The sequence below is a fragment of the Acinetobacter sp. V91_7 genome (genome assembly GCF_031799075.1).
In the GTDB taxonomy this organism is placed as follows: Bacteria; Pseudomonadota; Gammaproteobacteria; order Pseudomonadales; family Moraxellaceae; genus Acinetobacter; species Acinetobacter calcoaceticus.
On the sequence record NZ_JAVQNT010000023.1, the window covers coordinates 18,646 to 42,582 of the forward strand.

Annotated in this window: 29 protein-coding genes; 8 read left to right on the plus strand and 21 right to left on the minus strand. The window is 39.3% G+C overall.

The window, feature by feature from the left end; genetic code table 11:
- Positions 1-38: 38 nt before the first annotated feature.
- From RMB03_RS03585 to RMB03_RS03610, 6 genes are all read right to left on the minus strand, one after another.
- A complete protein-coding gene (locus RMB03_RS03585) occupies positions 39-575 on the minus strand; it encodes a F0F1 ATP synthase subunit delta (protein WP_003655534.1) in 537 nt (178 codons plus the stop codon).
- Between the two features lie 12 nt (positions 576-587).
- On the minus strand, positions 588-1,058 hold the full coding sequence (locus tag RMB03_RS03590; protein WP_003655537.1) for a F0F1 ATP synthase subunit B: 471 nt from the start codon (positions 1,056-1,058) through the stop codon (positions 588-590).
- 38 nt (positions 1,059-1,096) lie between these two features.
- Complete coding sequence (gene atpE, locus RMB03_RS03595) at positions 1,097-1,342, minus strand: F0F1 ATP synthase subunit C (RefSeq protein WP_000424060.1); 246 nt, start codon at positions 1,340-1,342, stop codon at positions 1,097-1,099.
- Between the two features lie 84 nt (positions 1,343-1,426).
- Positions 1,427-2,302, minus strand: a complete 876-nt coding sequence (gene atpB, locus RMB03_RS03600; protein WP_005037450.1) for a F0F1 ATP synthase subunit A — start codon at positions 2,300-2,302, stop codon at positions 1,427-1,429.
- Between the two features lie 104 nt (positions 2,303-2,406).
- Positions 2,407-2,805 carry an ATP synthase subunit I gene (locus tag RMB03_RS03605; protein WP_003655545.1) on the minus strand — a complete coding sequence of 133 codons (399 nt, stop codon included), beginning with the start codon at positions 2,803-2,805 and terminating at the stop codon, positions 2,407-2,409.
- 170 nt (positions 2,806-2,975) lie between these two features.
- Entirely contained in the window at positions 2,976-3,815 is an 840-nt protein-coding gene (locus RMB03_RS03610) for a metal ABC transporter solute-binding protein, Zn/Mn family (protein ID WP_199991063.1), read from the minus strand.
- Positions 3,816-3,942: 127 nt separating this feature from the next.
- On the opposite strand from RMB03_RS03610, the gene RMB03_RS03615 reads away from it, so the two are divergent.
- From RMB03_RS03615 to znuB, 3 genes are read left to right on the plus strand one after another with little or no spacing between them, the layout of a single operon-like run.
- Positions 3,943-4,440 carry a transcriptional repressor gene (locus tag RMB03_RS03615; protein WP_003655556.1) on the plus strand — a complete coding sequence of 166 codons (498 nt, stop codon included), beginning with the start codon at positions 3,943-3,945 and terminating at the stop codon, positions 4,438-4,440.
- Positions 4,413-5,201, plus strand: coding sequence for a zinc ABC transporter ATP-binding protein ZnuC (gene znuC, locus RMB03_RS03620; protein WP_080026135.1), 789 nt, complete (start codon positions 4,413-4,415; stop codon positions 5,199-5,201). The genes RMB03_RS03615 and znuC overlap by 28 nt, the downstream gene beginning before the upstream one ends.
- Positions 5,202-5,204: 3 nt before the next feature.
- On the plus strand, positions 5,205-6,014 hold the full coding sequence (gene znuB / locus RMB03_RS03625) for a zinc ABC transporter permease subunit ZnuB (protein ID WP_026057177.1): 810 nt from the start codon (positions 5,205-5,207) through the stop codon (positions 6,012-6,014).
- Between the two features lies 1 nt (position 6,015).
- Here znuB and RMB03_RS03630 read toward each other — a convergent pair whose 3' ends face one another.
- Entirely contained in the window at positions 6,016-6,642 is a 627-nt protein-coding gene (locus tag RMB03_RS03630) for a LysE family transporter (protein ID WP_026056167.1), read from the minus strand.
- A gap of 159 nt (positions 6,643-6,801) precedes the next feature.
- On the opposite strand from RMB03_RS03630, the gene RMB03_RS03635 reads away from it, so the two are divergent.
- The gene (locus RMB03_RS03635) at positions 6,802-7,722 is read left to right on the plus strand and encodes a Dyp-type peroxidase (RefSeq protein ID WP_080026132.1); all 921 of its coding nucleotides are present in this window, start codon (positions 6,802-6,804) and stop codon (positions 7,720-7,722) included.
- A gap of 43 nt (positions 7,723-7,765) precedes the next feature.
- Here RMB03_RS03635 and RMB03_RS03640 read toward each other — a convergent pair whose 3' ends face one another.
- Complete coding sequence (locus tag RMB03_RS03640) at positions 7,766-9,463, minus strand: NAD-dependent malic enzyme (protein ID WP_004640531.1); 1,698 nt, start codon at positions 9,461-9,463, stop codon at positions 7,766-7,768.
- A gap of 495 nt (positions 9,464-9,958) precedes the next feature.
- Here RMB03_RS03640 and argS point away from each other — a divergent pair, with 495 nt between their 5' ends.
- Complete coding sequence (gene argS, locus RMB03_RS03645) at positions 9,959-11,749, plus strand: arginine--tRNA ligase (protein ID WP_311073958.1); 1,791 nt, start codon at positions 9,959-9,961, stop codon at positions 11,747-11,749.
- Between the two features lie 155 nt (positions 11,750-11,904).
- Positions 11,905-12,519 (plus strand): SPOR domain-containing protein, encoded by a 615-nt coding sequence (locus RMB03_RS03650; RefSeq protein WP_045437057.1) that lies wholly within the window; start codon positions 11,905-11,907, stop codon positions 12,517-12,519.
- Positions 12,520-12,558: 39 nt separating this feature from the next.
- On the opposite strand, the gene RMB03_RS03655 is transcribed toward RMB03_RS03650, so the two are convergent.
- The 7 genes from RMB03_RS03655 to guaA all read right to left on the minus strand — a co-directional run bounded on the left by RMB03_RS03655 (position 12,559) and on the right by guaA (position 17,866).
- Positions 12,559-13,227 carry a glutathione S-transferase gene (locus tag RMB03_RS03655; protein WP_198077949.1) on the minus strand — a complete coding sequence of 223 codons (669 nt, stop codon included), beginning with the start codon at positions 13,225-13,227 and terminating at the stop codon, positions 12,559-12,561.
- Between the two features lie 112 nt (positions 13,228-13,339).
- On the minus strand, positions 13,340-13,747 hold the full coding sequence (locus RMB03_RS03660) for an OsmC family protein (RefSeq protein ID WP_311073963.1): 408 nt from the start codon (positions 13,745-13,747) through the stop codon (positions 13,340-13,342).
- The gene (locus tag RMB03_RS03665; RefSeq protein ID WP_311073965.1) at positions 13,744-14,691 is read right to left on the minus strand and encodes a pirin family protein; all 948 of its coding nucleotides are present in this window, start codon (positions 14,689-14,691) and stop codon (positions 13,744-13,746) included. The genes RMB03_RS03660 and RMB03_RS03665 overlap by 4 nt, the downstream gene beginning before the upstream one ends.
- A 157-nt stretch (positions 14,692-14,848) precedes the next feature.
- The gene (locus RMB03_RS03670; protein ID WP_311073967.1) at positions 14,849-15,154 is read right to left on the minus strand and encodes a DUF3861 domain-containing protein; all 306 of its coding nucleotides are present in this window, start codon (positions 15,152-15,154) and stop codon (positions 14,849-14,851) included.
- 22 nt (positions 15,155-15,176) lie between these two features.
- The gene (locus RMB03_RS03675) at positions 15,177-15,566 is read right to left on the minus strand and encodes a transcriptional repressor (protein WP_311073969.1); all 390 of its coding nucleotides are present in this window, start codon (positions 15,564-15,566) and stop codon (positions 15,177-15,179) included.
- A 13-nt stretch (positions 15,567-15,579) separates the two neighbouring features.
- A complete protein-coding gene (locus RMB03_RS03680) occupies positions 15,580-16,107 on the minus strand; it encodes a PadR family transcriptional regulator (protein ID WP_311073972.1) in 528 nt (175 codons plus the stop codon).
- A 190-nt stretch (positions 16,108-16,297) separates the two neighbouring features.
- Entirely contained in the window at positions 16,298-17,866 is a 1,569-nt protein-coding gene (gene guaA, locus RMB03_RS03685) for a glutamine-hydrolyzing GMP synthase (RefSeq protein WP_004640513.1), read from the minus strand.
- Positions 17,867-18,251: 385 nt separating this feature from the next.
- Between guaA and RMB03_RS03690 the strand changes: the two genes are divergently transcribed.
- Positions 18,252-19,469, plus strand: coding sequence for a DUF445 domain-containing protein (locus RMB03_RS03690; RefSeq protein ID WP_171058524.1), 1,218 nt, complete (start codon positions 18,252-18,254; stop codon positions 19,467-19,469).
- A gap of 68 nt (positions 19,470-19,537) precedes the next feature.
- On the opposite strand, the gene RMB03_RS03695 is transcribed toward RMB03_RS03690, so the two are convergent.
- Positions 19,538-19,975, minus strand: a complete 438-nt coding sequence (locus tag RMB03_RS03695) for a DoxX family protein (RefSeq protein ID WP_003655588.1) — start codon at positions 19,973-19,975, stop codon at positions 19,538-19,540.
- A 194-nt stretch (positions 19,976-20,169) separates the two neighbouring features.
- Between RMB03_RS03695 and RMB03_RS03700 the strand changes: the two genes are divergently transcribed.
- Positions 20,170-20,811, plus strand: coding sequence for a DedA family protein (locus tag RMB03_RS03700; RefSeq protein WP_042898425.1), 642 nt, complete (start codon positions 20,170-20,172; stop codon positions 20,809-20,811).
- A gap of 7 nt (positions 20,812-20,818) precedes the next feature.
- Here RMB03_RS03700 and RMB03_RS03705 read toward each other — a convergent pair whose 3' ends face one another.
- The 5 genes from RMB03_RS03705 to RMB03_RS03725 all read right to left on the minus strand — a co-directional run bounded on the left by RMB03_RS03705 (position 20,819) and on the right by RMB03_RS03725 (position 23,652).
- Positions 20,819-21,409, minus strand: a complete 591-nt coding sequence (locus tag RMB03_RS03705; RefSeq protein ID WP_017391531.1) for a LysE family translocator — start codon at positions 21,407-21,409, stop codon at positions 20,819-20,821.
- 214 nt (positions 21,410-21,623) lie between these two features.
- The gene (locus RMB03_RS03710; RefSeq protein WP_004795328.1) at positions 21,624-22,010 is read right to left on the minus strand and encodes a hypothetical protein; all 387 of its coding nucleotides are present in this window, start codon (positions 22,008-22,010) and stop codon (positions 21,624-21,626) included.
- Positions 22,011-22,020: 10 nt separating this feature from the next.
- On the minus strand, positions 22,021-22,863 hold the full coding sequence (locus RMB03_RS03715; protein WP_003655596.1) for a ParA family protein: 843 nt from the start codon (positions 22,861-22,863) through the stop codon (positions 22,021-22,023).
- A gap of 76 nt (positions 22,864-22,939) precedes the next feature.
- Entirely contained in the window at positions 22,940-23,332 is a 393-nt protein-coding gene (locus RMB03_RS03720) for a SirB2 family protein (RefSeq protein WP_311073979.1), read from the minus strand.
- 11 nt (positions 23,333-23,343) lie between these two features.
- The gene (locus tag RMB03_RS03725) at positions 23,344-23,652 is read right to left on the minus strand and encodes a BolA family transcriptional regulator (RefSeq protein WP_004640501.1); all 309 of its coding nucleotides are present in this window, start codon (positions 23,650-23,652) and stop codon (positions 23,344-23,346) included.
- Positions 23,653-23,937 lie beyond the last annotated feature (285 nt).

The window sequence follows — 23,937 nt, forward strand, 5'->3', positions numbered from 1 at the left end:
TCCTCAATCTTTTAATAGTTCAGTCTTCATCATTTGCATTATGCAAGAAGACGAGTACGCATTTTTTCAAGCTTGTTAAGCGCAGAATCATCTATCACTTGATCGCCTGCACGAATCACAACACCTGCAATAAGCTCAGGTTTAACTTCAACTGAAACAGTTACAGTACTGTTAAAACGCTTTTCTAAAGCAGATTTCAACAATTGCTCTTGCTCAGCAGTTAATGGGAAAGCCGATTCAATCACGACATCCACATTGTTGTTATTCTGTGATTTAAGCTGTTCATATTCTGCTTCAATTTCAGGTAACAACATTAAACGATCGTTATCTGCAAGAAGTGTCAAAAAGTTAGACACTGCTTGAGACTGATCTTCACCTAAAACTTTAGCAAAAAGCTTCACTTGCTCCACAGGAGTAAGTTCAGGGCGATTTAAATAAGCGGAAAATGCTTCGTCTTGCACCGCAGCACTGAGCACTTGTAACGCATTCGACCAATTGTCTGTTGCACCTTGCTCAGAAGCATAAGCAAATGCTGCTTTGGCATACGGACGTGCCAACGTCAAGAGTTCAGCCATGATTCGCCTCTCTTAAAGTTTAGCAGCCAGCTGAGACAGCATGGCGTTATGAGCTTCTGCGTCAACTTGCTGGTTCAGGATTTTTTCTGCGCCAGTTACTGCCAAAGCAGCTACTTGTTGACGTAATTCTTCGCGAGCAGAATTGATTTCTTGATCAACAGCTTCTTTAGCCTGTTGACGAATACGCTCACCTTCAGCCGCAGCTTGTGTACGAGATTCTTCGATCAATTGTGCTGCACGACGGTTCGCTTGTTCGATCAATTGAGCCGCTTGTGCTTTAGCTGCATCAAGCTCTTGCTTTACTTGCGATTGTGCATCGGCAAGCTCAGCTTTCGCTTTTTCTGCTGCATTTAAGCCATCAGCAATTTTACGCTGACGCTCACTAATCGCATTGATTAGTGGTGGCCAAACAAACTTCATGCAGAATGCAACAAAGAATGCAAACGCAATCGCTTGACCAATCAATGTGAGGTTGATATTCATTGCAATTCCTCAAATAGTGGATTTAGGAATTAAGATGATTAACCTACAAATGGATTAGCGAAGATGAAGAACAAGCCAATACCAACACCGATCATAGGCACAGCATCAAGAAGACCCGCGATTAAGAACATACGAGTTTGAAGTTGTGGAGCCAATTCTGGTTGACGAGCAACAGCTTCTAGAAAGCGACCACCCAAAAGACCAAAACCAATCGCAGTACCTAAAGCACCGAAAGCGATCAAGATAGCAGATGCAATTGCAACTAGACCTAAAGTGAGTTCCATGAAAAATTCCTCAGAGGTTAGGTTATTACCAAATTAAATTAAAAAAATTCAGCCCAACCATCGTTTGATAGTTAGGCAATACCATTAATGTTTTTCGCTTGCCATGCTCAAGTAAACGATGGTAAGCATCATAAAGATGAATGCCTGCAACGTGATTACAAGAATGTGGAAGATCGCCCAAGGCACAGATAACGCCCATTGAATCCAGAACGGCAATAAAGCAATTAGGATAAAGATCAGCTCACCTGCATACATGTTACCGAATAGTCGGAGAGCTAATGAAATCGGACGAGCAAGGAATGTTACCAATTCCAAAATCAAGTTCACTGGAATAAGCAACGCTTTTGCAACTGGATTACTTGGGTTAAATGGGTTAAGTGCCAACTCGCCAACGAAACCACTAACACCCTTTTCGCGGATGCTGTAGAACAAGATAAGTACAAATACAGATAAAGACATACCTAAAGTAATGTTTGGATCTGTAGATGGAACGATCTTGAAGTAAACGTGGTGAGGGTTCATACCAAATACGTTTGCACCCACAAATGCTGCAACTTGAGGAATCCAGTCAACTGGGAACAAGTCCATTAAGTTCATGAGGAAAATCCACACGAAAATAGTTAATGCAAGCGGAGCGATTAAACGTGATTTGCCATGAAAGGTGTCACGGACACTTGAGTCAACAAACTCAATGATCATTTCAATTGCAGACTGGAATTTAGTTGGAACACCTGCATTTGCAGCTTTCGCAACCATCCAGAATAACAAACAGAAAATAACACCAAGGCCAATTGACCAACCCATTGAATCCAAGTGAATTGCAGTGAACCCCATCGAATGAGCTTCTTCAGCAGTCTCAGCCAATTTCCATGTACCGTCTGGCATTTTGCCATAGGTCATATTGGTCAAGTGATGCTTGATATACTCTGTCGAAGTGAGGGCATGTTCTTCAGCAGCCATAAATCACACCTGGTCAATGTCAATTACTAAAAAGAAGGGTTACGAACATCGGCGTACTGTCGATATCTCGCCACCCTCCAAAAAATCTTCAATTCTTCTTGTTTCTATACCCGTTTTTCTAGACGTGACACCCAAAATGGAGCGACCCACGACATTGCCTGAACGAGAATAAAACCAAACAGCAATGCTAACGGTGATAAAGGTTTAACATTGCTCAAAATCAAAATAAATCCAACGATCATGATTGCAAATTTGCCTAACATGCCCCTATACATGTTAGACAGCACTTGTTTTGATGCTCTCGCACCTGCTGTTCTGAAGGATTGCCACGAGAAATAACTCATAGCAAGCCAGCAAACCAGTGCACCAAGTGCCGCACTTAATGCTGCTGTCATGTCTTTTATGCTCCACGCCACGAGGGCGGAAACAGGGATCATACATGCTTGTAAGAAGACCAAAGCTTTTGCTAATCGTCGGTCAATCAAGCGACTAGTTCGGCTCATTATTTATCCACTCACAGCATAAATGCTTGACAAGTTTAGCTGATGATCGCTTTTAATCGCAGGCATTATAGAGTTACACCCCTGAACATGCAATCTTTTCCCGACTTTAGTCGGGGTTTTTCATGACCGGTGGTGCTGACGCTACAGTCAGCCTTTGTTTATTTTTTATCTTACTTTTGCGTACTTAATACACATTTATCTGTTTTTATAGCCAGTTTCTTCCATGCAGTGACGAAATCATCCTCGTTATTCATGCTCTCGTCTACTGGCTGAAAAGTAATGTTACCTAATTTTTGATACTGACTTTTAGTGGTAAAACTTTCTGCGAGCAAACACATCTGATTTTTCGGTCGATTATCATTAAGATACTTAATTTGAGCTGCTGTTGGTGCAACATGCGGATCATCCGTCAAAGCACCTGCGAACTTTAAGTTTAACGAGCGCTCTAAATATTGATAGGCATCATGATATGACCAATAGGGCTTACCATTACTTGTACTGTCGTAAACTTGTGCAGCCTGAAACATCTTACGGGCAAAGATATTGGCATTATTCCAATATTTAGCCTTATTTTCAGGATGCTGCTGAGAACGTAAAGCAGCAATAAAGAAACCGATTCGGACTGCGTTGTTTGGTTCTAACCACACATGGGTGTCTACTGTATTAGGTAAAGCTACACCGCGTGTACTACGCAGGGGTAGAACAGAAACTATGCCACTATCTAATAAGGCAATCGCTTTCTTATTATTACCTAACAATTTATTTAGAGGTGCTTCATGAGCCTTACCCAACCAGATCACTAAAGATGCATCATTAATTGCTTTACGGTGAGCCGGAGTCAACTGTACGTCATGACCGGTCTGACCTTTAAGTAAAAGCTGAGGTTCTTCAACACCCTGAGTGATTTCTTTTGCAATCAGATAAATCGGGTGTGTAGAAACCACCAAACCCTGACTCCACCCTAACGTACTCAAAAGCGAGAACATACTGAAAACAAAAAAACGGAACATGCTAGACCATCAATTTAAATTAGCTTGAAGCATGTTATAATATAACAAAGTTACAAAAATACCTAAGATTAATCGAATGAAGCATCGCTTCATGCTAATATTCCGTTAAAAATTCGAGGTTATTTCTATGAGTTCCTGCTCGCATGAACATCATGATTCTTTGCATGGTGTGCATGATCACCATAATGTCGCAAACCGTTTAGCTGAAGCAGAAAATTTATGTTCTGCGACTGGCGCACGACTTACGCCTTTGCGCAAAGAAGTTTTGGAACTCATTTTAAACGCTTCAGGTCCAATGGGTGCATATGACTTACTCGCACGTATAAAAAGTCAAACTGATCGCCCGGCTGCTCCTCCAACTGTATATAGAACTTTAGATTTTTTATTAGAAAAGGGTTTGATCCATCGCCTAACTTCTATTAATGCCTATATTCCCTGTTGCCACCCTCGTGAAGGCCATCAAGCAGCATTCTTGATTTGTACCGAATGCCACATGGTTAAAGAAGCCTCTTCTCAAGGTTTAACTCACCAGCTTGACCAACTTGCAGCGTCAGATGAGTTCGTGGCTCAACACAGCATTATTGAAATTTCGGGGAAATGCCAACAGTGCCGCACAACTCCTTAAATCCTGTATTAATTCAGCTTGAGCAGGTTTCTGTTCATCGCGATAATCGGGATATTTTAAAAAAAGTTGATTTTGCTCTACATCAAAATGAAATTGTGTCTTTGATTGGTCCCAATGGTGCAGGCAAATCAACACTTATTAAAGTTCTACTCGGTATTCTCCAGCCGAGTAGTGGCCGAGTTATCCATCATAAAAAACTTAAAATGGCTTATGTGCCACAAAAGTTCAATCCTTCACACAGCCTACCTTTGCGTGTTCAGGATTTACTTGATTTAGAAAAATGTAACCCTGCCCTGCGTCAGGAAATTATTCAAGACACAGGCATTTCCAAGTTACAACAATCAAAAGTACAACAACTTTCTGGTGGAGAGCGCCAACGGGTACTACTAGCGCGTGCCTTACTTCGCCAGCCAGATATTTTAGTTCTTGATGAACCGATGCAAGGCTTAGATATTCAGTCTGAGGCTGAACTTTATGAGTATGTCCGCAGTTTGCCGGAACGATATAACTGTGCAATTTTAATTGTTTCCCATGACTTACAATGGGTGATGGAAGGAACACACCGTGTAGTGTGTTTAAATAAACATATTTGCTGTAGTGGACTACCCGAGAACATTCAACAACATCCTGAATATCAGGCAATATTTGGAACTCAACGGGTTTTCTATCAACATCATCATGATCACTGTGCTCACGGTGATGCTGCACACCCCTGCCCTCATAATGACCGCCCTCACATCCACCCAGAACCGGAAGCTTAAGCCATGATGGAATGGTTACAATTATTGTTGCCCGCATGGATTATGGGAACCTTGCTGGTGTTTTTGACTGCACCTCTTGGTTGTCTAATGCTTTGGAGACGGATGTCTTTTTTTGCTGACACCATGGCACACGGCACCCTACTTGGGGTCGCTATCGCAGGTGCTTTAAGCCTCCCACTTTGGCTTGGTGTGGCAGGTACTGCCATTTTATTGGTCGCAATTTTATGGGCGCTACATGACAATCGCTTACCCAATGATGCTCTCTTAGCCTTATGTTCAGCGACATTACTGTGTAGCGGTTTATTGTTTATTCAACATGTACCAAGTTTAAGACCAGAGCTTTTAAGTTATTTATTTGGTGATTTGCTGAGTATTGACTGGCCTGACTTACCGGTTTTCACTTTAGTTATTGCGATATCACTCGTAATTCTTTACCGCTTTTGGCAGCCGCAAATACAGTTTGCAATTGATCCAGACATTGCAGTCAGTGAAGGGGTAAATGCGAACTGGCAACGTCTTATTTTTATGCTTTTATTGGCTTTATTTACTGTCTTAGCTTTGCGTGCTGTAGGTTCTTTACTTATGGGTGCATTACTCGTAATACCTGCTTTAAGCGCTCGCTTACTAGCAAACTCACCAAAGCAAATGGTTATTTGGGCATTCGTGTTAGCCCAGCTTGGTGTGAGTGTCGGCCTATGGTCAAGCGCAGCACTGAATATCTCTACAGGCTTGAGTATTGTTTTATGTATGGCGTTAACTTTTGCCATTATTTTTATAACTCAAAAGCTAAAAAATCAAACACAGGCGGCCTGAATTAGGACGCCTGATGAACTGTACTTAATAATAAAGCAGCACAGCTAAACATAACAGCAAACCCCCTATTCAAATATTTTTGCTGTTTAGGGGAGCGAAGTAATCTTAGAACCTTTGATGCTAGCCCTGTATATCCAGCCATGACAACCAAATCAATCGTAATCATTGTTACAGCCATAATCAGGTACTGTATCCATTGAGGCTTACTCAAATCTAAAAACTGCGGCAGCACAGCCAATAGAAATACAATCGCTTTGGGATTACTAATATTGACCACAAAGCCATTTAGCAATAGCGCAAATACAGATTTATCTCTTTTTTCTTGTTGAATTTCTATATCTTTTATAGGTGCTGTCCACTGTAAATAAGCAAGATATAACAAGTAAATCACACCAAACCATTTCACAAACTGAAAAGCCAAAGGTGTCGTTGCAAATAAAACTCCAACACCCGCTGCCACCACCATAATTTGAAGTAACAAAGCAATTTGTAAACCGATTGCATTCCAATAACCATGTCTAAAGCCATAGTTTAAACCACTCGACATTGAAGCAATTGCTCCCGCACCTGGTGAGATACTAATTACCCAACAGGCCAACATATAAGCGAACCAAACTTGCAGAGACATAGCGAAAAATAAACTATAAAAGTGGAATTATACCGTTTTATAAAACTATCTTGGTGAGAATTCAAACAATAAAATCAAGAAACAGACTACTAACAGCTCTGCGCATCAGGCACAATAATTAAAATTCATATCAAATTATAATCGAGGAGATTCTTTCCAATGAGTGCTCAATCTGTCATTTTGCCGTTGCCATCAGACCATGCACGCTTTATTGTTCTTCGTTTAAAAGACTTAACTATTGATGAATTAAAAAACCAACTTAATGCTTTATTTGAAGCACGTGACCGCCTTATTACCCAACATTCAGATGCTCAAATTAAAACAGCAGTCGCTTTTGGCCCTGAACTATGGAAACAACTATATTCTCAAACTCCTGTAGGCTTTAAGCAACTTGCGCCTGAACAAGGCGCATTCAACATGCCCGTTGTGCCAGCTGATGTTCTCATTCATATTGCCAGCATGCGCTCTGATATTTGTTTTGCCTTGAGCCAAGCATTTTTTGAAGGTATTCAAGATAAAGTTGAAGTTCTTGACGAGCGTGTATGCTTCCGCTATTTCGATGGTCGAGATATGACTGGCTTCATAGACGGAACCGAAAACCCTCAATTTCCAGATGACCGAGCTGAAACAGCGCTCTTACCAGAAAGCACTGGGGTATTTGCAGATGGCAGCTTCATTTTCGCGCAGCGCTATGCCCATGATTTAGAAAAGTGGAAAAAATTGAAAGTTGATGCGCAAGAAAATGTTATGGGGCGCACCAAACTTGAATCTATTGAATTAGATGATGACGTTAAACCAGAAAACGCCCATGTTGCCCGTACTGTTGTTGAAGATGACGAAGGCGAAGAAATGGAAATTTTACGTCATAGTCTGCCCTATGGAGATGGTCGAGGTGATCAAGGTCTATTTTTCATTGCCTACACGAAAGATCTCACTATTATTGATGCCATGTTAAAGCGCATGTTCGGTACAAGTGGAGATGGTATTCACGACCGTTTATTGCATTTCGTGACCCCACTTGATGGTGCTTATTATTTTGCACCTAGTGAAGAGTTGCTAGAAGAAATTTTAGAAGACTAAAATAAAAAGAGGAGCTTAAGCTCCTCTTTTTACATTCTCATTCTTAGAAAGGAATACGCTTATATTTGCGGTATTCAGGTTTCCAGAATGACTGATCAATTTTCTGTTTCAACAAATCATCACTAATTGTTACAGCAACGCCATCAGCCATAGCAGCTTTTGCAACTTCGAACGCAATAACTTTAGAAACTTGTTGAATCTCACCCAATGGCGGTAATAAATCAGCTTGTGGATCTTTAAGCAATGGAGAGCAATTTGCTAAAGCACTACTTGATGCCATTAACATATTTTCTGTAACACGCTTAGCACCCGATGCCACCACACCTAAACCAATGCCTGGAAAAATGTACGAGTTATTACACTGCGAAATATTGTAAAGTTTGCCGTGATGATTCACAGGAGCAAACGGACTACCTGTTGCAATTAATGCTTTACCTTCAGTCCACTCCACAATATCAGCAGGTACAGCTTCAACACGTGAAGTCGGATTAGATAATGGCATTACAATTGGTCGTTCACAATTTGCTGCCAAAGTCCTAATAATTTCTTCTGTGAACAAGCCAGGCTGTCCAGAAACACCAATTAACACTGTAGGCTTAGCATTTTTAACAACATCGAGTAATGAAATGACTTCTTCGATATTGCCCCACTGATCAACCACCTCAGCTTTTTGTGCTAACTTACGCTGAAAGTCTAGCAAGTTTGGTTGATTCTCAGTGATCAAACCAAAACGATCTACCATATAAACGCGAGCACGTGCTTCTGCATCGGTTAAACCTTCTGCAATCATTTGTGCAACAATTTGTTCTGCAATACCACAACCTGCCGAACCCGCACCTAAAAACGCAATTTTTTGATCTTTTAATTGCTTGCCCGCTGCACGACTCGCGGCAATCAAGCTACCAACCGATACCGCTGCTGTTCCTTGAATATCATCGTTAAAACAACAAATCTTGTCGCGATATTTTTCTAAAAGTGGCATCGCATTTTTTTGTGCAAAATCTTCAAACTGAATTAATGCTTTTGGCCAACGACGCTTCACAGCTTCAATCACCATATCTACAAATGCGTAATATTCATCGCCACTAATACGCGGCTGACGCCAACCCATATAGATCGGATCATTTAACAATTGTGGATTATTCGTACCAACATCAATTGTAATTGGCAATGTATAGGCTGGGCTAATACCACCACAAGCTGTGTAAAGCGAAAGTTTCCCAATCGGGATTCCCATTCCACCAATACCTTGGTCACCAAGGCCTAAAATACGTTCACCATCTGTAATGACGATAACTTTTACATTGTTTTTATTTACGTTTTGCAAAATATCATCAATCACATCACGATCTGGATATGAAATGAAGATACCGCGGTGACGACGATAGATATCAGAGAAACGCTGACATGCCTCACCTACGGTTGGGGTGTAAATAATCGGCATCATTTCTTCGAGATGATTTTCGATTAAATGATAAAACAAGGTTTCGTTGGTATCTTGGATATTACGCAAATAGATATGTCGATTGATATCATCAGTGAAAGCGCAATATTGCTGATAAGAGCGCTGGCTTTGCTCTTCAATAGTTTCAATAATATGGGGGAGTAAACCGTGTAAGTTAAAGTTACTTCTTTCTTCTTCAGTGAAAGCCGAACCTTTATTTAAAAGTGGTAACTCTAAAAGTGTAAAACCTGCATATGGGATATAAAGGGGATGTTTACTTGGGTGTCCTGATATCATTGCCTATCTCATTTTCCAGCTTAGAGTAGAGAAAAACACGTTTTGTATGGTCTCTAAAACTCTTTGTGCGTATAAGCTTAAGCCTAATTCGTTCAAAATAGATATTTTAAACCGTGATGTTAAAATTGAAGACTATTTAGTTAAAACATGTTTAAAAATAATTAATAAATATCAATACTTTAATAATTTTATATTTTTAAAAATTCTTTTATTTATCTAATTTAAAAAGCTTTTAATATATATTTTTACTTACATAGCCATTTTTATAAGAAATAATGGTGGGATTAAAAGCTAATCTACTTTTTAAAACTTCTTAGAAGGCTTGTATTTGTTTGTTTTTAGAATAGTGAAGTGATTCACCCTGAAATATTCATTTAAAAAATAATCCTCAGTAAATTGCACAAAAAGAATTACTGGAATATTAAATCCACTCCCCTAACTCATAGGAAATTTGCTATATTTGACGTTTTTCTGCGACATCTATTTTCGATTGATATGAATACGGCAATACAAGCAGCTCTCGACCATGCAGTGCAAACTCTTCAACAAGAAGGGGTGCTTCCTTCCAACTGGAATAACACAAGCAACTTAACACGCACCAAAGACCGAAGCCATGGCGACTTTGCTTCTAATATTGCCATGATCGGCTCGAAAGCTGCTGGTATGAAACCACGTGATTTAGCTGAGAAAGTTCTAGCTGCATTACCAGAAGTTGCAGATATCAGCAAAGCTGAAATCGCAGGACCTGGTTTTATTAACTTCTTTTTAAATGCAGACCAGCGCTTTGCTATTCTTGACCAGATTCAAGCACAAAAAGAATTTTTTGGTCGCAGTCAGGCAAATGCAGCGAAAAAGATCCAAGTAGAATTCGTTTCTGCAAACCCAACGTCTAGTCTACATGTAGGACATGGTCGTGGTGCTGCATATGGTATGACTGTTGCCAAATTACTTGAAGCAACAGGTGCTAAAGTTGACCGCGAATACTATGTGAATGACGCTGGCCGTCAAATGGATATTTTGGCGACATCTACTTATTTACGTTATTTAGAATTACTAGGTCAAAACCTTGTATTCCCTAAAAATGCTTATCAAGGCGATTACGTTAAAGAAATAGCACAGACTATTATTGATAAAGATGGCGACGCATACCTTCGTGAAGTGGCTGATGTCTATAAAGATGTGCCAGAAGACGTGCAATATGCAGAAGAACTAGATAGCGACGGCAATAAAGTCGTTTTATCTGGCGACAAAGAAAAACATATTGATGGTCTTATTGCCAACTCTCAACAATTACTAGGTGAAGGCTACCGCGTATTCCACCAAGCAGCACTACATGCCATTTTAGATGACATTAAAGATGACCTTGCTGACTTTGGTGTAACGTTCAACCAATGGTTTAGTGAAGCATCTCTTAGCGAAAAAATTGACGAAGCTTTAGAAACACTTGATCAACGTGGCTTCCTTTATGAAAAAGATGGCAACATCTGGTTTAAATCGACTGAATTTGGCGATGAAAAAGACCGTGTTGTTAAGCGTCGTAATGGCCAAACGACTTACTTTGCATCAGACATTGCTTACCACTTAAATAAATTACAACGTGGTTATACCGACCTGATTGATATCTGGGGTTCTGATCACCACGGCTATATTTCTCGCGTAAAAGCCGCAATCGATGCAATGGGTTACGACTCTAAAAAATTGACTGTGCTTTTGGTTCAGTTTGTAAGTTTATGGCGTGGCGGAGAGATGGTTCAAATGTCATCTCGTTCAGGTCAGTTCGTGACTTTACGTGACTTGCGTAAAGAAGTGGGCAACGACGCGGCTCGTTTTTACTACGTGATGCGTAAGAGTGAACAACACATTGACTTCGACCTTGACCTTGCTGTGTCACAAAGTAAAGACAATGCTGTGTATTACATTCAATATGCACATGCACGTATTTGCCGTATGTTAGAAAAAGCGTTAAGCACAGGCTTACAATTCGATGTAAATGCTGCACGTACACATGCTACTCGCCTATCTCTTGATGCTGAAACTGAGATTCTTGCTAAACTGGCAGCTTATCCAGATGCAGTGTTGCGTGCTGCAAATGCGTATGAACCACATCAGGTGGGTAACTACTTAAAAGAATTAGCTGCCTTGTTCCACGCTTGGTACAATGAACATAAAGTATTAGGCGATGATGCTGAGCTTACACAAGCACGTTTATTGCTTTCAATCAATGTACAACAAGTGTTGCATAATGGTTTAGAATTACTTGGTGTATCTGCACCAGACTCTATGTAAAAATTATATTGCATGGCAGTAAAATAAAGGTCATGCAGCATATAGTAAGCTGTGGTTTGTAGAGTTAAAATAGCTTATACAAGCCACTGTTTTAGCATCGTAATACGAGAATCAAACTCGAATTAAAACAATCAAAATACAGAGGAATAATCCACGTGTTTGGCAAAACGCAACGCGGTGTATCTGAAAGACCTAACAAGCCTAAAAAGCCCCTAATTCCCAAATGGTTAGGGACACTTGTCGCTATTTTGGCGGTCTTATGTATCGCTGTAATGCTTATGCTTTGGAAACCTTGGCAACCTGTTCCTGCAAAAAATCAGATTACTTCTGAACATTATCAAGAAGAAGATACCAATAAAGACTATCGTTTCTACGATCTATTACCCCAACAGCAAGTAACGCCTATTCCGGAACAAGCGATTCCTGAAAGCAAAAATCAAGGTACAGCCATGATTGTTGAGGCACCAAGTGCAACTCAACCAGCTGCTTCAGAAAGTGTAGGAATTGATACGAATCCATCAGCCACCGCTCCTCAGCAACCTACTTATATTTTACAGGTTCGCAGCTATAATGACCCAGATCAAGCTGATGCTCGCCGTGCAGAAATCATTTTAAATGGCTTATCTGCAGATGTAGTTAAGAGTACTGAAAATGGGCAAATATGGTACCGTGTTATTTCTGGACCTTATGACACTCAAGACGCTGCATTGGCTGCTCAACAGACTTTACAACACAGCGGCATTGACTCCATCGTGATCAAACGCAAGTAAAATACAAATAAAAAGGAACAAATATTTGTTCCTTTTCTTTTAAATATCAGCACAATTCCTTTCATTAGAACCAATTCCCTTTTTTTTCGCTTTTTGAAACGCTACCCTTCGTCGAATACGATGTAAAAAAGCCTGAATATTAGGGTATTTCCCTTGCAAGCGTGATTGCAAGGCTTCTAGAGGGAAACTCATTTGAATATCTGCAAATGAAAAATCGCCTGCAAAATATTCATGCTCTGCCAAATAGTTTTCTAAAAAACTAATATGATCTTTCATACGTGGGCGGACAAAATTTGCCTTCACCCCTTCCGTGATTTTTTTTGCTACTGGTTGAATTAACCACGGCACATGCTTATTTACACTATTCATGACCAAAGTCATGACTAAGAGTGGCATGAGTGAGCCTTCTGCATAGTGCATCCAATAAATATACTGCTGTAAATTTTGAGCTTGCGTAGGTTTAAATTGTTGATTCTGATCATAACATTGCTGTAGATATTCCAAGATTACAGCAGATTCTGCGATGACTTGCTCATCATCTGTCAAAATTGGAGCCTTACCCAAAGGATGAATACATTTCAATGTTTCTGGAGCGGAATAGTTAGGTAGGCGCTGATAATAATGAATATCATAATCTAAGCCTAATTCTTCTAAAGCCCATAAAATTCGAAACGATCGCGAACATTCCAGGTGGTGTAAACTAATCATGTTATTGCCTGCTTTTATTTTTCTTTTTACATAAAAAACAGCATGTGAACATGCTGTTTTATTCCATTTGTGGGATGGATATAAAATCATCCACCTCCACAAAATAGCATTTTTACACTGTAACAAGCACAGTATGAATGTCTAAACTACGTAACAAAGTTTTAGTGACTGGTGTTTTACCACATACCGCTAAGATTTTTTGCTGAAGTTCTTCATCTGGTAAGTCTTTAAAAACAATACGACGTTCTATATGTTCTTCATGCTCTCTATTGGTATGAAAATCAATTTCAACTGAGAACTCACCAAAATCATAACCTTTATGCTTCGCATACATTCTTAAAGTAATGAGTGTACAAGCTGCCAAACTTCCAGTAAGCAAATCATAAGGTGCTGGGCCTTGATCTTGCCCTTCTAGCTTTTCAGGCTCATCACAAAAATATTGATGGCGACCACTGGTAATTTCGCCCTTCCATTGCTCGGCAAGGGGCTTTGCTTTACTACTTGCGATTACTACTGTCATTTTGATGCTCTCATTTGATCTGGAAGAACAGGGGCTTCTAAGCGTGCACCAACATAATCTGGGATTTCACCAAAACGCGCATCATGATTAATCCATTGCTCACGAGCTTCTTTTAAATCATCCATTGTACGTGCAACAAAGTTCCACCAGAGCAAAATTGGCGTTTCAAACGGTTCACCACCAATTAAAAGAACACGATTGCCTTTTTTTACTTCAATCTCAATTTCACTTAGTCCAGTATCTAATACAACCATGTTATCAGCTGTTAATTCATGGCCATTCACATGAGCAATACCTTCTAATGCCATAAAACCATATTCATAATTAGGATTTAATGGAATACGGGTTTTCGTATCTTCGGTAGCAATTAAGTCAACACCCACTAATGGCGTATGTACCACTACTGGAGAAGTAGTTGCCAAATATTCACCCACAAGAACGGTAAATTCTAGACCGTCCTTTTCAACAACAGGCAACTCAGGATAATGTTCAAATTTCGGATCCATATTGCGCTTATGGTCAGGCAAAGCAATCCAGAGCTGAGCAGCGTGCATTTGAGTTTCTGTATCAGGTGCAACTTCTGTATGTGAAATGCCGTGACCTGCCGTCATTAAGTTCACTTGCTTAGGACGAATAAGTTGTTTTGAACCTAAACTATCGGTATGCATCATGGTCCCTTCAATCATCCAAGTGAAGGTTTGCAAACCAATATGAGGATGAGGGCCAACATCTAAACCATCACCCGCAGGAAAAGACACTGGGCCTGCATGATCTAGAAAACACCACGCACCTATCATTCGCTTTTGTCTGCTAGGCAAAGCCCGCTTAATCACTGTCCCCTGTCCAATTTCAGCAGAGCGAATTGGAAATTCCTGAATAAACTGATTGGCAAATTTTTCGCAATCGTTTGAATCAGAAATATCGTAATCATTATTATTGCTCATGATATTACTCTCTTTTACCTATGCTTTTGCAATGAGTTGTTGTACTGATCTTAACAATACACTCATTATTCAATATAGTCTTTTAGTAATACACAGGGTGTTATGAATGAGACAATCCATTTTTAATTATAGAAAAATTAAAGCTGCATGATGCAGCTTACGATGATTGTGTTTTAACGAGCTGTTTTAGGTTTTTCATGAACAATCCAAATTGTGGGAAAAACTCTTGAAATAGAGGGTGGTCTCGATTTTCCAACATAACTTCACTAAAAAGTTTTAGTCCAACCCCAAAAGATTTTGTAGTTTCATCATCAAAAAAATTTGCTTTTTTTAAGCGTTCGACAATTTCAAAGATATCGTCATGATTACCCACATAGAACTCAAGACGCTCTGTATATGTAGAGGCCTCTCCTTTCGCATTTTTTAGATGTTGTACAGTGACATGATATTGATGTTGTTTCATATATAAATTCTCTATTAAAAATTTAATGACTTTGGATGATTTCGACCTGTTTAAGATCGATTTGAAATTGTGTAAATACTGACTGTAACGATGCTAAAAATTGCTCTTGTTTAGCGGCTGTTAGATCTGTACAACGAATTTGCAATAATTGATTATTCTTGACTGCTGGTAAGTTAAATTTAGCTTCATCCCGTTGTGGTTGACGATTTGAAATTAAACCCGCTCCCGCCAAGTCGTTCACTACCCGATAAACTGTGGCTAAACTTAATTTCTGTTTTTGGGCATATAACTTTTGGTAAATCTGTTTGACAGTTAGATCTTCTGCTTGCTGTTGAATTAAAGACAAAACAGCAAGTCTTGGATGAGTGACTTTTAGGCCCGTTTCTTTGATTTTATGTTGTAGCTCTAACATTTCGATTTCCAACTTATAATCGCCCAATCGAAACCGCAGCTTGATCAATTTTTTCGGCAATTTGATAAATCTGCTCTTGCTGTAAACTCGCCGAGTTCAACTTCAAACGTAATGCTGTTTTTAAGTTTTCCATTGCACGGTGAATTTCAATTAGTTCATCATTACTGTGAATTTCACGTCTAAGTCGTAATTTTTCTAATAGCTCAGTCAGCTTGTCTTGTTGTTCGGTTAAGTAAGCTTTACCCAATTCTGTGATTTGATACTGCTTACGTTCCACGTCTAACAAAGTAATGAAATTCATTTCTTCCAGACTAGTTAAAGTTGGGTAAATGGTACCTGCACTTGGTGTATAGCCGTCGCCCACCAAATCACTTATTTCTTTAATAATTTCATAGCCATGCTTTGGGCTTTGCTGAATGAGATGAAGTACTAAAAGTTTCATTCTACCCGCTTCAAAAAGCCTCCCACGACGCCCTGAACGGTGATGACCGCCATGATGTTCGTGGTGTTCAGCATGATGATGTTCTGATTGCTGTCTCATCTTTAAAGTTTCTCTAATATGTTTAATTTATACCTATTAAGATATATCTTAATATATCTTTTATCAAGTATAAGTAACAAGATCAGATCTATTGTTTTGATATTTATTAAAATTAATTTTAATCGTTAAAATTTAAGTAATAAAAAAGGACGCTAACGCGTCCTTTTCTTTACCAACAAGCAGAGGAAAATTATTCCCACTCAATCGTTGCTGGTGGCTTAGATGACACGTCGTATACAACACGTGATACATCTTTAATTTCATTCATGATACGTGTTGAGATTTTATCAACTAACTCGTATGGTAAATGTGCAAAACGAGCTGTCATAAAGTCAACTGTTTCAACTGCGCGAAGTGCAATAACCCATGCATAACGACGGCCATCACCTACTACACCAACAGACTTAACAGGTTGGAACACAGCAAATGCTTGAGCTGTTTTGTCATACCAACCGCTATCGCGAAGCTCTTGCATAAAGATGTCATCAGCAAGACGAAGAATATCTGCATATTCTTTTTTCACTTCACCCAAAATACGAACACCTAAACCTGGCCCTGGGAATGGGTGACGGTAAATCATGCTGTGTGGCAAGCCAAGTGTTGTACCTAATTTACGTACTTCATCTTTAAACAAGTCACGTAAAGGCTCAACCAATTCAAACTCTAAATCGTCTGGTAAACCACCCACATTGTGGTGAGATTTAATGACGTGTGCTTTACCTTGTTTGCTTGCAGCAGATTCGATCACATCTGGGTAAATCGTACCTTGTGCCAAGAATTTCACGCCATCAAGTTTACGTGCTTCTTCAGCAAAAACTTCAATAAACTCACGACCAATGATTTTACGTTTTTTCTCTGGATCAACTTCACCAGCTAATGCAGTTAAGAAACGTTCTTCAGCATCTGCACGAATTACACGGATACCCATGTTTTCAGCAAACATTTGCATTACTTGGTCGCCTTCGTTTAAACGAAGTAAACCGTTATCAACAAATACACATGTCAACTGGTCGCCAATTGCTTTGTGTAAAAGCGCAGCAACTACAGATGAGTCAACACCACCAGAAAGACCTAAAAGAACTTTTTCATCACCAATTTGCTTACGTAACTGTTCTACACGTAAATCAATGATGTGTTCAGGTGTCCAAAGGCCACCACATCCACAAATTTTATGAACAAAATTTGCAAGTAATTCTTCACCTTTTGCCGTGTGCGTTACTTCTGGGTGGAATTGCACACCATAGAAACGGCGTGTTTCGTCACTTACAGCAGCAACTGGACAACTTGGCGTGCTTGCAGTAATGCTAAAACCTTCTGGAATCTGGCTCACTTTGTCGCCATGACTCATCCAGACATGAAGTTGGTCTTCACGGTCTTGTAGGTTGCCAATCAGTTGATCGCGTTTAACGATATCAACTTCGGCATAACCAAATTCATGTACAGTACCCGGCTCAACTTTACCGCCTAACTGTTCAGACATGGTTTGCAAACCATAGCAAATACCCAATACTGGAACACCCAATTCAAACACCACTTGCGGTGCACGTGGGCTGCCTTCTTCATGCACACTCTCAGGTCCACCTGACAAAATAATGCCATTTGGCTTAAAAGCGCGAATGTCTTCTTCAGACATATCAAAAGCATACATTTCAGAGTAAACACCGGCTTCACGTACACGACGTGCAATGAGCTGGCTATATTGAGAGCCGAAATCCAGAATCAGGATACGATCTTCAGTAATTTGAGTATTGGTAGTCATGACAAACCACTAAATGGCAAAAGAATTAAGCGCGCCATTTTAACATTTTTCACGCTTCGGCGCACCGCAAATCATCATATATCTTATTTTTTTCATTTCTGAATCATTTCTATAGCTAGATTCTGTGACATAAATCAATATTTAATTATATTTATCAATAATCTGAGTCAATCTTAAAAACTTCACACGTATTGATAAATTCATCACATTCTATGCAGCATCACCATGAATTTGATGTTAAGATGACCCGATAAAACAGGCATTACCATGGAAAGGTAAATACCATAAGCGATATTTGTCTGTGTTTAAACAATTATCCATTTTTATGGCTTGTTGCCCCCTATCAAAATCAATAGAAATCCAAGGAACAACAATGCTTCAAACTATGATTGCAGATTTCCAGCAACATTTTTGGTTGTATATCTCTATTCCTTTTATGAGTGGTTTAATTGGCTACATCACCAAGGTGATTGCCATTCAGATGATGTTTTCGCCACTTGAATTTAAAGGCATTAAACCATTTCTAGGTTGGCAAGGCATCGTGCCACGCAAAGCCGAGAAAATGGCAACAATCGCTGTTGAACTGATGACAGCCAAGCTCATTAAACCTGAAGAAATTTTTGCCCGCCTAGATCCTAAACGTATTGCTAAAGAAATAGAAAAACCATTGCTGGCCGCAGCTGAAGATATTACCCGTGATGTTGCGCAAGAATATCAGCCTGGGTTATGGGAAGGCATGCCAGAGTTTGCCCGCCAAAGACTGATTCGCCGTGTGCAATCAAAAGCACCCGAGATTGTTGAACATATCATGGGTGAAGTACAACGTGATGTGAACCGATATTTTGATATTAAACATCTGGTTATTAGTAACTTGCTTAAAGATAAACGCCTACTCAACAACATTTTTAAACGAGTAGGAAAACAGGAATTTAAATTTTTCAGTAATGTCGGATTTTTCTTCGGTTTTGGTATTGGTGTGATCCAAATGTTTTGCTGGATCGTCACACAAGGAAAATACCCGTGGATGCTTCCAATGTTTGGCGGCTTTGTGGGTTTTTTTAGTGACTGGATTGCATTACAAATGATGTTTAGACCACTTTATCCTAAAAAAATATTGGGTTATACATGGCAAGGTTTATTCATTAAACGTCAAAATGAAGTTGCGGCCGATTATGCTGCGCTCATTTCTAAACAGCTTCTGACTTCACGTCATATGATGGAAGAATTATTTTCTGGTACACATTCTGATCGTGTTATTGATCTGGTTAACCGTCATGTAAAACAAGAAATTGATATGCAAGCAGGCGTCATTCGCCCGTTGGTCGTATATGCAATTGGCGGAGAAAAATATCAGGATATGAAATCGCAAGTTGCTGAACGCATTATGCAACGGCTTCCAGAGACTATGAAATACGTAGAGTCTTATGCAGAAGATGCCATGAATATTCGTAGTACTTTAATTGAACGCATGCAGAAATTAACGCCTTCTGAATTTGAAGGCATGTTACGCCCTGCATTTAAAGAAGATGAATGGGCACTCATTGCAGTTGGTGCAGTACTTGGTTTTGTTGTTGGGGAATTACAAATCCAGTTCATGCTCTAATTTTCAAATCATAGAAATAAAAAAACCGGATGAATTGATCATCCGGTTTTTTATTGTTGTCTTAAATATTATTTCTCGATTGCATGATCCAGACTAATACGACCAGCACCATGAAGCATCAAGAAGAATAAGCCACCTGCCATTGCAAGATTTTTCATAAAATGAATGCCATTGTTATATTGCGCCGCTGCATCAGCACCACCTTGGTGGAATAAAAATGCAGTAAGAATACTAAAGATCCCAAGCCCAAAAGCCGCAAAGCGTGCTTGAAAACCAAATAACAAGGCTAAACCACCACCGAACTCAACCAAGATAACTAAAGGAAGAATTCCAGCTGGAACTCCCATTGCTTCCATATATCCAGCAGTTGCTGCATAACCGGTAATTTTCCCCCAACCAGCAACAAGAAAGATATAGGCAATAAGAAGACGCGCAACGAGGCTAATGAAACTATCTGCGCCTGATTGCGTTACGATATTTTTAACAACTACATTTGGATTAAACATATTGCCACCTTTATTTAAATGCTTATTTATTGATGAGCTCATTCTAGGTTTGAGACATTGATAATTAAATACTCAAAATCCATATATATCGTTGCATAAATGAGATGATCAATTTGTATTTTTTTGATGTTTTATACTGACTTTCTATAGGCTCACTGCTAGGATTTGAGCACGGTTTACCACTTGCTCTTATCATGGAACTTCTTGATTTTATTCTACACGTTGATCAACATCTCTCCGAATTTATTATAAATTATGGGACGTGGATTTATGGCATTCTATTTTTAATTATTTTTGTTGAAACCGGTTTAGTGGTTATGCCGTTCTTGCCGGGAGATAGTTTGCTATTCGCGGCAGGTGCTTTAGCTGCATCTACAGGTGCGATGGATCCATGGGTATTAGGCACTCTACTCTTCATTGCCGCTGTTTTAGGTGACACGGTAAACTACCATATTGGACGTTTTATTGGTCCACGTGTGTTTGAAATGAATTCTCGATTCATCAATAAACAGCACTTAGTTAAAACTCAAGAATTCTTTGCTCGTCATGGCGGCAAAACCATTATCTTTGCTCGTTTCATACCATTTGCCCGTACCTTTGCACCTTTTGTTGCTGGGGCTGGTAGCATGAACTATAAGTTTTTCCTAACTTATAACATTATTGGCGCATTCTGTTGGGTCGCTTCTTTTGTAACTCTAGGCTACTTATTTGGAAATATGCCAATCGTTAAAGATAATTTTACCCATCTTATTTTTGGCATCATTATTATTAGCGTTTTACCAGGCATCATCGCATTTATACGTGAAAAACTAAAAAATCGAAAAGCCAACGTTTGAGATTAATTTAGAAAAACCGGAATACTACTGGAAGCATACATAAAATAAGTAACATGGCCGATCCTTTATATAAATGATCGGCTTTTATTTTTTTGATTGGACCCGTTAACAATGCTCGTCCAAAAATCATCCAGAAACTTGCAGCCGGAATTAGGATTAATGTAAAAACACCAAATACGATAAGAAAATTTTCAGGCGAATTCCATGCTTCAGCAGGAAAAATCCCCGCTGCAAACAACAAAGCTTTAGGATTTTTTAAGGTAGATAAGAATAATTGGCGGGGGCGAATATTACGGTGACTTTGACTGAACTGTTGTAAATGGGTGTTCTTCCATAAGTGAAAAGCAAGCCAAAATACATAGAACACACTCGTAATATGCAAAATAAGTAGCAGTGCTGGCCAAATTGGAGCGGCTAAATGAATAAATACAGCCCAAAAGCTAATCCCGTAGGCATAGCCTAACCATTCCATTGGAATAAGCCAGAATGCTTTAGATAAACCTTGAGAATGAGCAGCGGTTGCAAGTAAAGCATTTGTCGGACCCGGAATAAGCAACACAGCCAACATTGCCAATACAAAAAACCAACTCTCAATCATAAAATTTCCACAACATCCAAGATGGGGCCACCTTAAACGAAATAGGCAAAATATAGCAAGTTAATGAGGGCTTTTGATTATAGAAAATACAAGATTTATGAAGCTTGAAAATTCAAAATGTATTGATTTATATTCATTTTATTATGAAACATTTTGCTAAACTTTATTCATCACAATACGCCTTAACTAGCATATTGTGATGCAAAATTGGCTATTAATTGGTCTTTTTTCGAACAATAATCGGGCAATTCTTAAACTGGGCAGCCTGAACTATTGCTTCTTGCTGACCTAAAACACGTGAAAGTTCAGTATTTTTGGTTGAAGAAGATTGTCCCATATTTACAGAGATGGATGGACCGAATCCCCAACCGCCTCGTCCCCAGCCGCCACCGAGTCCAAGTCCAACACCCATACCGGTACTTTTGGGAGTTTGGACACCATTGTCGATATATTGTTGGATACGGTTATATTCACTTTGTAGCTGCTGACAGCCCAAAGATTGATATTGAGTCGGAGACACGTAAGTCGGTTTTACCGTCGTCGCACAAGCGCCTAGTAATAAAGTGGCTGCCACCAAAGGCGCAATATATAAGCCTTTCATCATTTTTCTCTTATCGTTTTGGCTCAATTTCACCAAACAATGTCTCATAAGCTTGAGTCAATTTATGTTCTGGTGCCAAATGAGCCAAAGGTAAATTTTTCTGATGCGATTCTTTCATTAAAACCGAAGGCGGTAACATGCTATTAAGTACAGGCAACCCTTCATCTTTCAACTGCTGAACCACTTCCCGAGGTAATTTTGCTTGAGCTTGAAATTGGTTGACGACAATTCCTTCAATTTCCAAGCGATCATTATGATCATCTTGCGTTTCGAGAACATTTTCAATCAATGTTTGTAACGCGCGCTTTGAAAAGACATCACAATCGAAGGGAATTAAGACTTTATCTGCTGCTATCAGTGCTGACAAAGTAAAAAAGTTAAATGCAGGTGGTGTATCTATATAGATACGATCATATCGTCCAATTAAGTTTTGAATTGAATCACGTAATTTATAAATTTTATGTTTACTTTCAAGTGCGTGTTCAAGAGCACCAAGTGTTGGGCTGGCAGGAAGCACGTCTAATTTTGCAAAAGGAGTTGAGTGTACAAAGCTATCAATATCTTTATTTCGTGGGGCTTTTAAAATCGAACCTAATGCATTACCGATTAAACCCTTTTGTTGATTGTTTCCCAACACATCATCAAAGAAATTTTCGATATTTGGTTCTATAATTGATTTTTCAGCAGAATAGGTTGCGTCATCCCCTAAAAGGTACTGACTAGAATTGGCTTGAGGATCAAGATCAATGACCAATGTCCTTAAGCCATGCTTGGCACTAATTGCGGCCAAATTTACAGTAATACTTGATTTCCCTACACCGCCTTTTTGGTTAAACACCACACGAGTTAACATGTTTCCCTCTGCATATTTTTTTACTGTACGCAGTTTAACCTAGAGCTTAAGCAAAAAGGCAAAGAATGTAGAACAATTAAGCAAAAACAGGCTTCACAATCACTAAAATAATAATAGCAATAAATGCGATAGCACTAATCATTAAACCCGCCCTACGTTGCGCCAATAAAAGAGTGTTATCTTTTTTAAAGGCTTTCATAAGGGAAGATAATAAGACTAAAAATAGAATAATTTTAGCGTAAAACCACGGCTGTACATGAAAGTCTTTCATGACCAATAAAATTGCGCCAGTAATAAAAACTACGGTAAATGATAGATGTTGTAAGGCAACTAATATTTTACGTCCCGCCGGATTTGGTTGTTCGCCTTGCACACCCACAAAAAGAGTCGAAGCGCGTAATACAAAAACCATAAGGGCGGCAGCCACCGCGGTCATGTGAATAATTTTAGTCAGTAAATGTGCATCCATGAAATTAGCCCTTAACTTTTAGGTGCATGTGCACATTCTGGGCTAGCAGGCGCCTGACCTTGCCACTCACTTGGTAAATAAGCATGAATTGCTAAAGCATGAATTTGCCCTGGATTCATTAAGTCTGAAGCTAAGGCATAAACTTTTTGATGACGTTGAACCAAACGTAATCCATTAAATTCATCACTCACCACAATCACTTTAAAATGTGATTCTTTACCCGGGAAATAACCACCGTGTCCGGCAGATTCATTGATGACTTCCAAATGGCTGGGTGCAAGGGTCTGTAACCGTTCAATCAATTGTTGTTCAAGGCTCATAGCTTTTCCTTTTACGATTATTCGTATATTTGAACCTAGTATACCCTGTCTGCACACAAACAAAAGTTGCTCTTGTACGCTTTGGCTTCAAACAAAATGTCTATTTATTCGGCAACTTATCGATAAAAATACTTCTAAATACTCATTTCTGTTTTTATTTTATGCAATCAGCATAATTATTTGCATAAAGTTGTTGACCCATGTTTCGCTTAATGTATTATAAGCGGCACGCGGGAATAGCTCAGTTGGTAGAGCATAACCTTGCCAAGGTTGGGGTCGCGAGTT

Excerpts from the sequence above, each read along its gene's own strand:
- RMB03_RS03585 (WP_003655534.1), bottom strand. The coding sequence starts at position 575 with ATGGCTGAACTCTTGACGTTGGCACGTCCGTATGCCAAAGCAGCATTT.
- RMB03_RS03590 (WP_003655537.1), bottom strand. The coding sequence starts at position 1,058 with ATGAATATCAACCTCACATTGATTGGTCAAGCGATTGCGTTTGCATTC.
- atpE (WP_000424060.1), bottom strand. The coding sequence starts at position 1,342 with ATGGAACTCACTTTAGGTCTAGTTGCAATTGCATCTGCTATCTTGATC.
- atpB (WP_005037450.1), bottom strand. The coding sequence starts at position 2,302 with ATGGCTGCTGAAGAACATGCCCTCACTTCGACAGAGTATATCAAGCAT.
- RMB03_RS03605 (WP_003655545.1), bottom strand. The coding sequence starts at position 2,805 with ATGAGCCGAACTAGTCGCTTGATTGACCGACGATTAGCAAAAGCTTTG.
- RMB03_RS03610 (WP_199991063.1), bottom strand. The coding sequence starts at position 3,815 with ATGTTCCGTTTTTTTGTTTTCAGTATGTTCTCGCTTTTGAGTACGTTA.
- RMB03_RS03615 (WP_003655556.1), top strand. The coding sequence starts at position 3,943 with ATGAGTTCCTGCTCGCATGAACATCATGATTCTTTGCATGGTGTGCAT.
- znuC (WP_080026135.1), top strand. The coding sequence starts at position 4,413 with ATGCCAACAGTGCCGCACAACTCCTTAAATCCTGTATTAATTCAGCTT.
- znuB (WP_026057177.1), top strand. The coding sequence starts at position 5,205 with ATGATGGAATGGTTACAATTATTGTTGCCCGCATGGATTATGGGAACC.
- RMB03_RS03630 (WP_026056167.1), bottom strand. The coding sequence starts at position 6,642 with ATGTCTCTGCAAGTTTGGTTCGCTTATATGTTGGCCTGTTGGGTAATT.
- RMB03_RS03635 (WP_080026132.1), top strand. The coding sequence starts at position 6,802 with ATGAGTGCTCAATCTGTCATTTTGCCGTTGCCATCAGACCATGCACGC.
- RMB03_RS03640 (WP_004640531.1), bottom strand. The coding sequence starts at position 9,463 with ATGATATCAGGACACCCAAGTAAACATCCCCTTTATATCCCATATGCA.
- argS (WP_311073958.1), top strand. The coding sequence starts at position 9,959 with ATGAATACGGCAATACAAGCAGCTCTCGACCATGCAGTGCAAACTCTT.
- RMB03_RS03655 (WP_198077949.1), bottom strand. The coding sequence starts at position 13,227 with ATGATTAGTTTACACCACCTGGAATGTTCGCGATCGTTTCGAATTTTA.
- RMB03_RS03660 (WP_311073963.1), bottom strand. The coding sequence starts at position 13,747 with ATGACAGTAGTAATCGCAAGTAGTAAAGCAAAGCCCCTTGCCGAGCAA.
- RMB03_RS03665 (WP_311073965.1), bottom strand. The coding sequence starts at position 14,691 with ATGAGCAATAATAATGATTACGATATTTCTGATTCAAACGATTGCGAA.
- RMB03_RS03670 (WP_311073967.1), bottom strand. The coding sequence starts at position 15,154 with ATGAAACAACATCAATATCATGTCACTGTACAACATCTAAAAAATGCG.
- RMB03_RS03675 (WP_311073969.1), bottom strand. The coding sequence starts at position 15,566 with ATGTTAGAGCTACAACATAAAATCAAAGAAACGGGCCTAAAAGTCACT.
- RMB03_RS03680 (WP_311073972.1), bottom strand. The coding sequence starts at position 16,107 with ATGAGACAGCAATCAGAACATCATCATGCTGAACACCACGAACATCAT.
- guaA (WP_004640513.1), bottom strand. The coding sequence starts at position 17,866 with ATGACTACCAATACTCAAATTACTGAAGATCGTATCCTGATTCTGGAT.
- RMB03_RS03690 (WP_171058524.1), top strand. The coding sequence starts at position 18,252 with ATGATTGCAGATTTCCAGCAACATTTTTGGTTGTATATCTCTATTCCT.
- RMB03_RS03695 (WP_003655588.1), bottom strand. The coding sequence starts at position 19,975 with ATGTTTAATCCAAATGTAGTTGTTAAAAATATCGTAACGCAATCAGGC.
- RMB03_RS03700 (WP_042898425.1), top strand. The coding sequence starts at position 20,170 with ATGGAACTTCTTGATTTTATTCTACACGTTGATCAACATCTCTCCGAA.
- RMB03_RS03705 (WP_017391531.1), bottom strand. The coding sequence starts at position 21,409 with ATGATTGAGAGTTGGTTTTTTGTATTGGCAATGTTGGCTGTGTTGCTT.
- RMB03_RS03710 (WP_004795328.1), bottom strand. The coding sequence starts at position 22,010 with ATGAAAGGCTTATATATTGCGCCTTTGGTGGCAGCCACTTTATTACTA.
- RMB03_RS03715 (WP_003655596.1), bottom strand. The coding sequence starts at position 22,863 with ATGTTAACTCGTGTGGTGTTTAACCAAAAAGGCGGTGTAGGGAAATCA.
- RMB03_RS03720 (WP_311073979.1), bottom strand. The coding sequence starts at position 23,332 with ATGGATGCACATTTACTGACTAAAATTATTCACATGACCGCGGTGGCT.
- RMB03_RS03725 (WP_004640501.1), bottom strand. The coding sequence starts at position 23,652 with ATGAGCCTTGAACAACAATTGATTGAACGGTTACAGACCCTTGCACCC.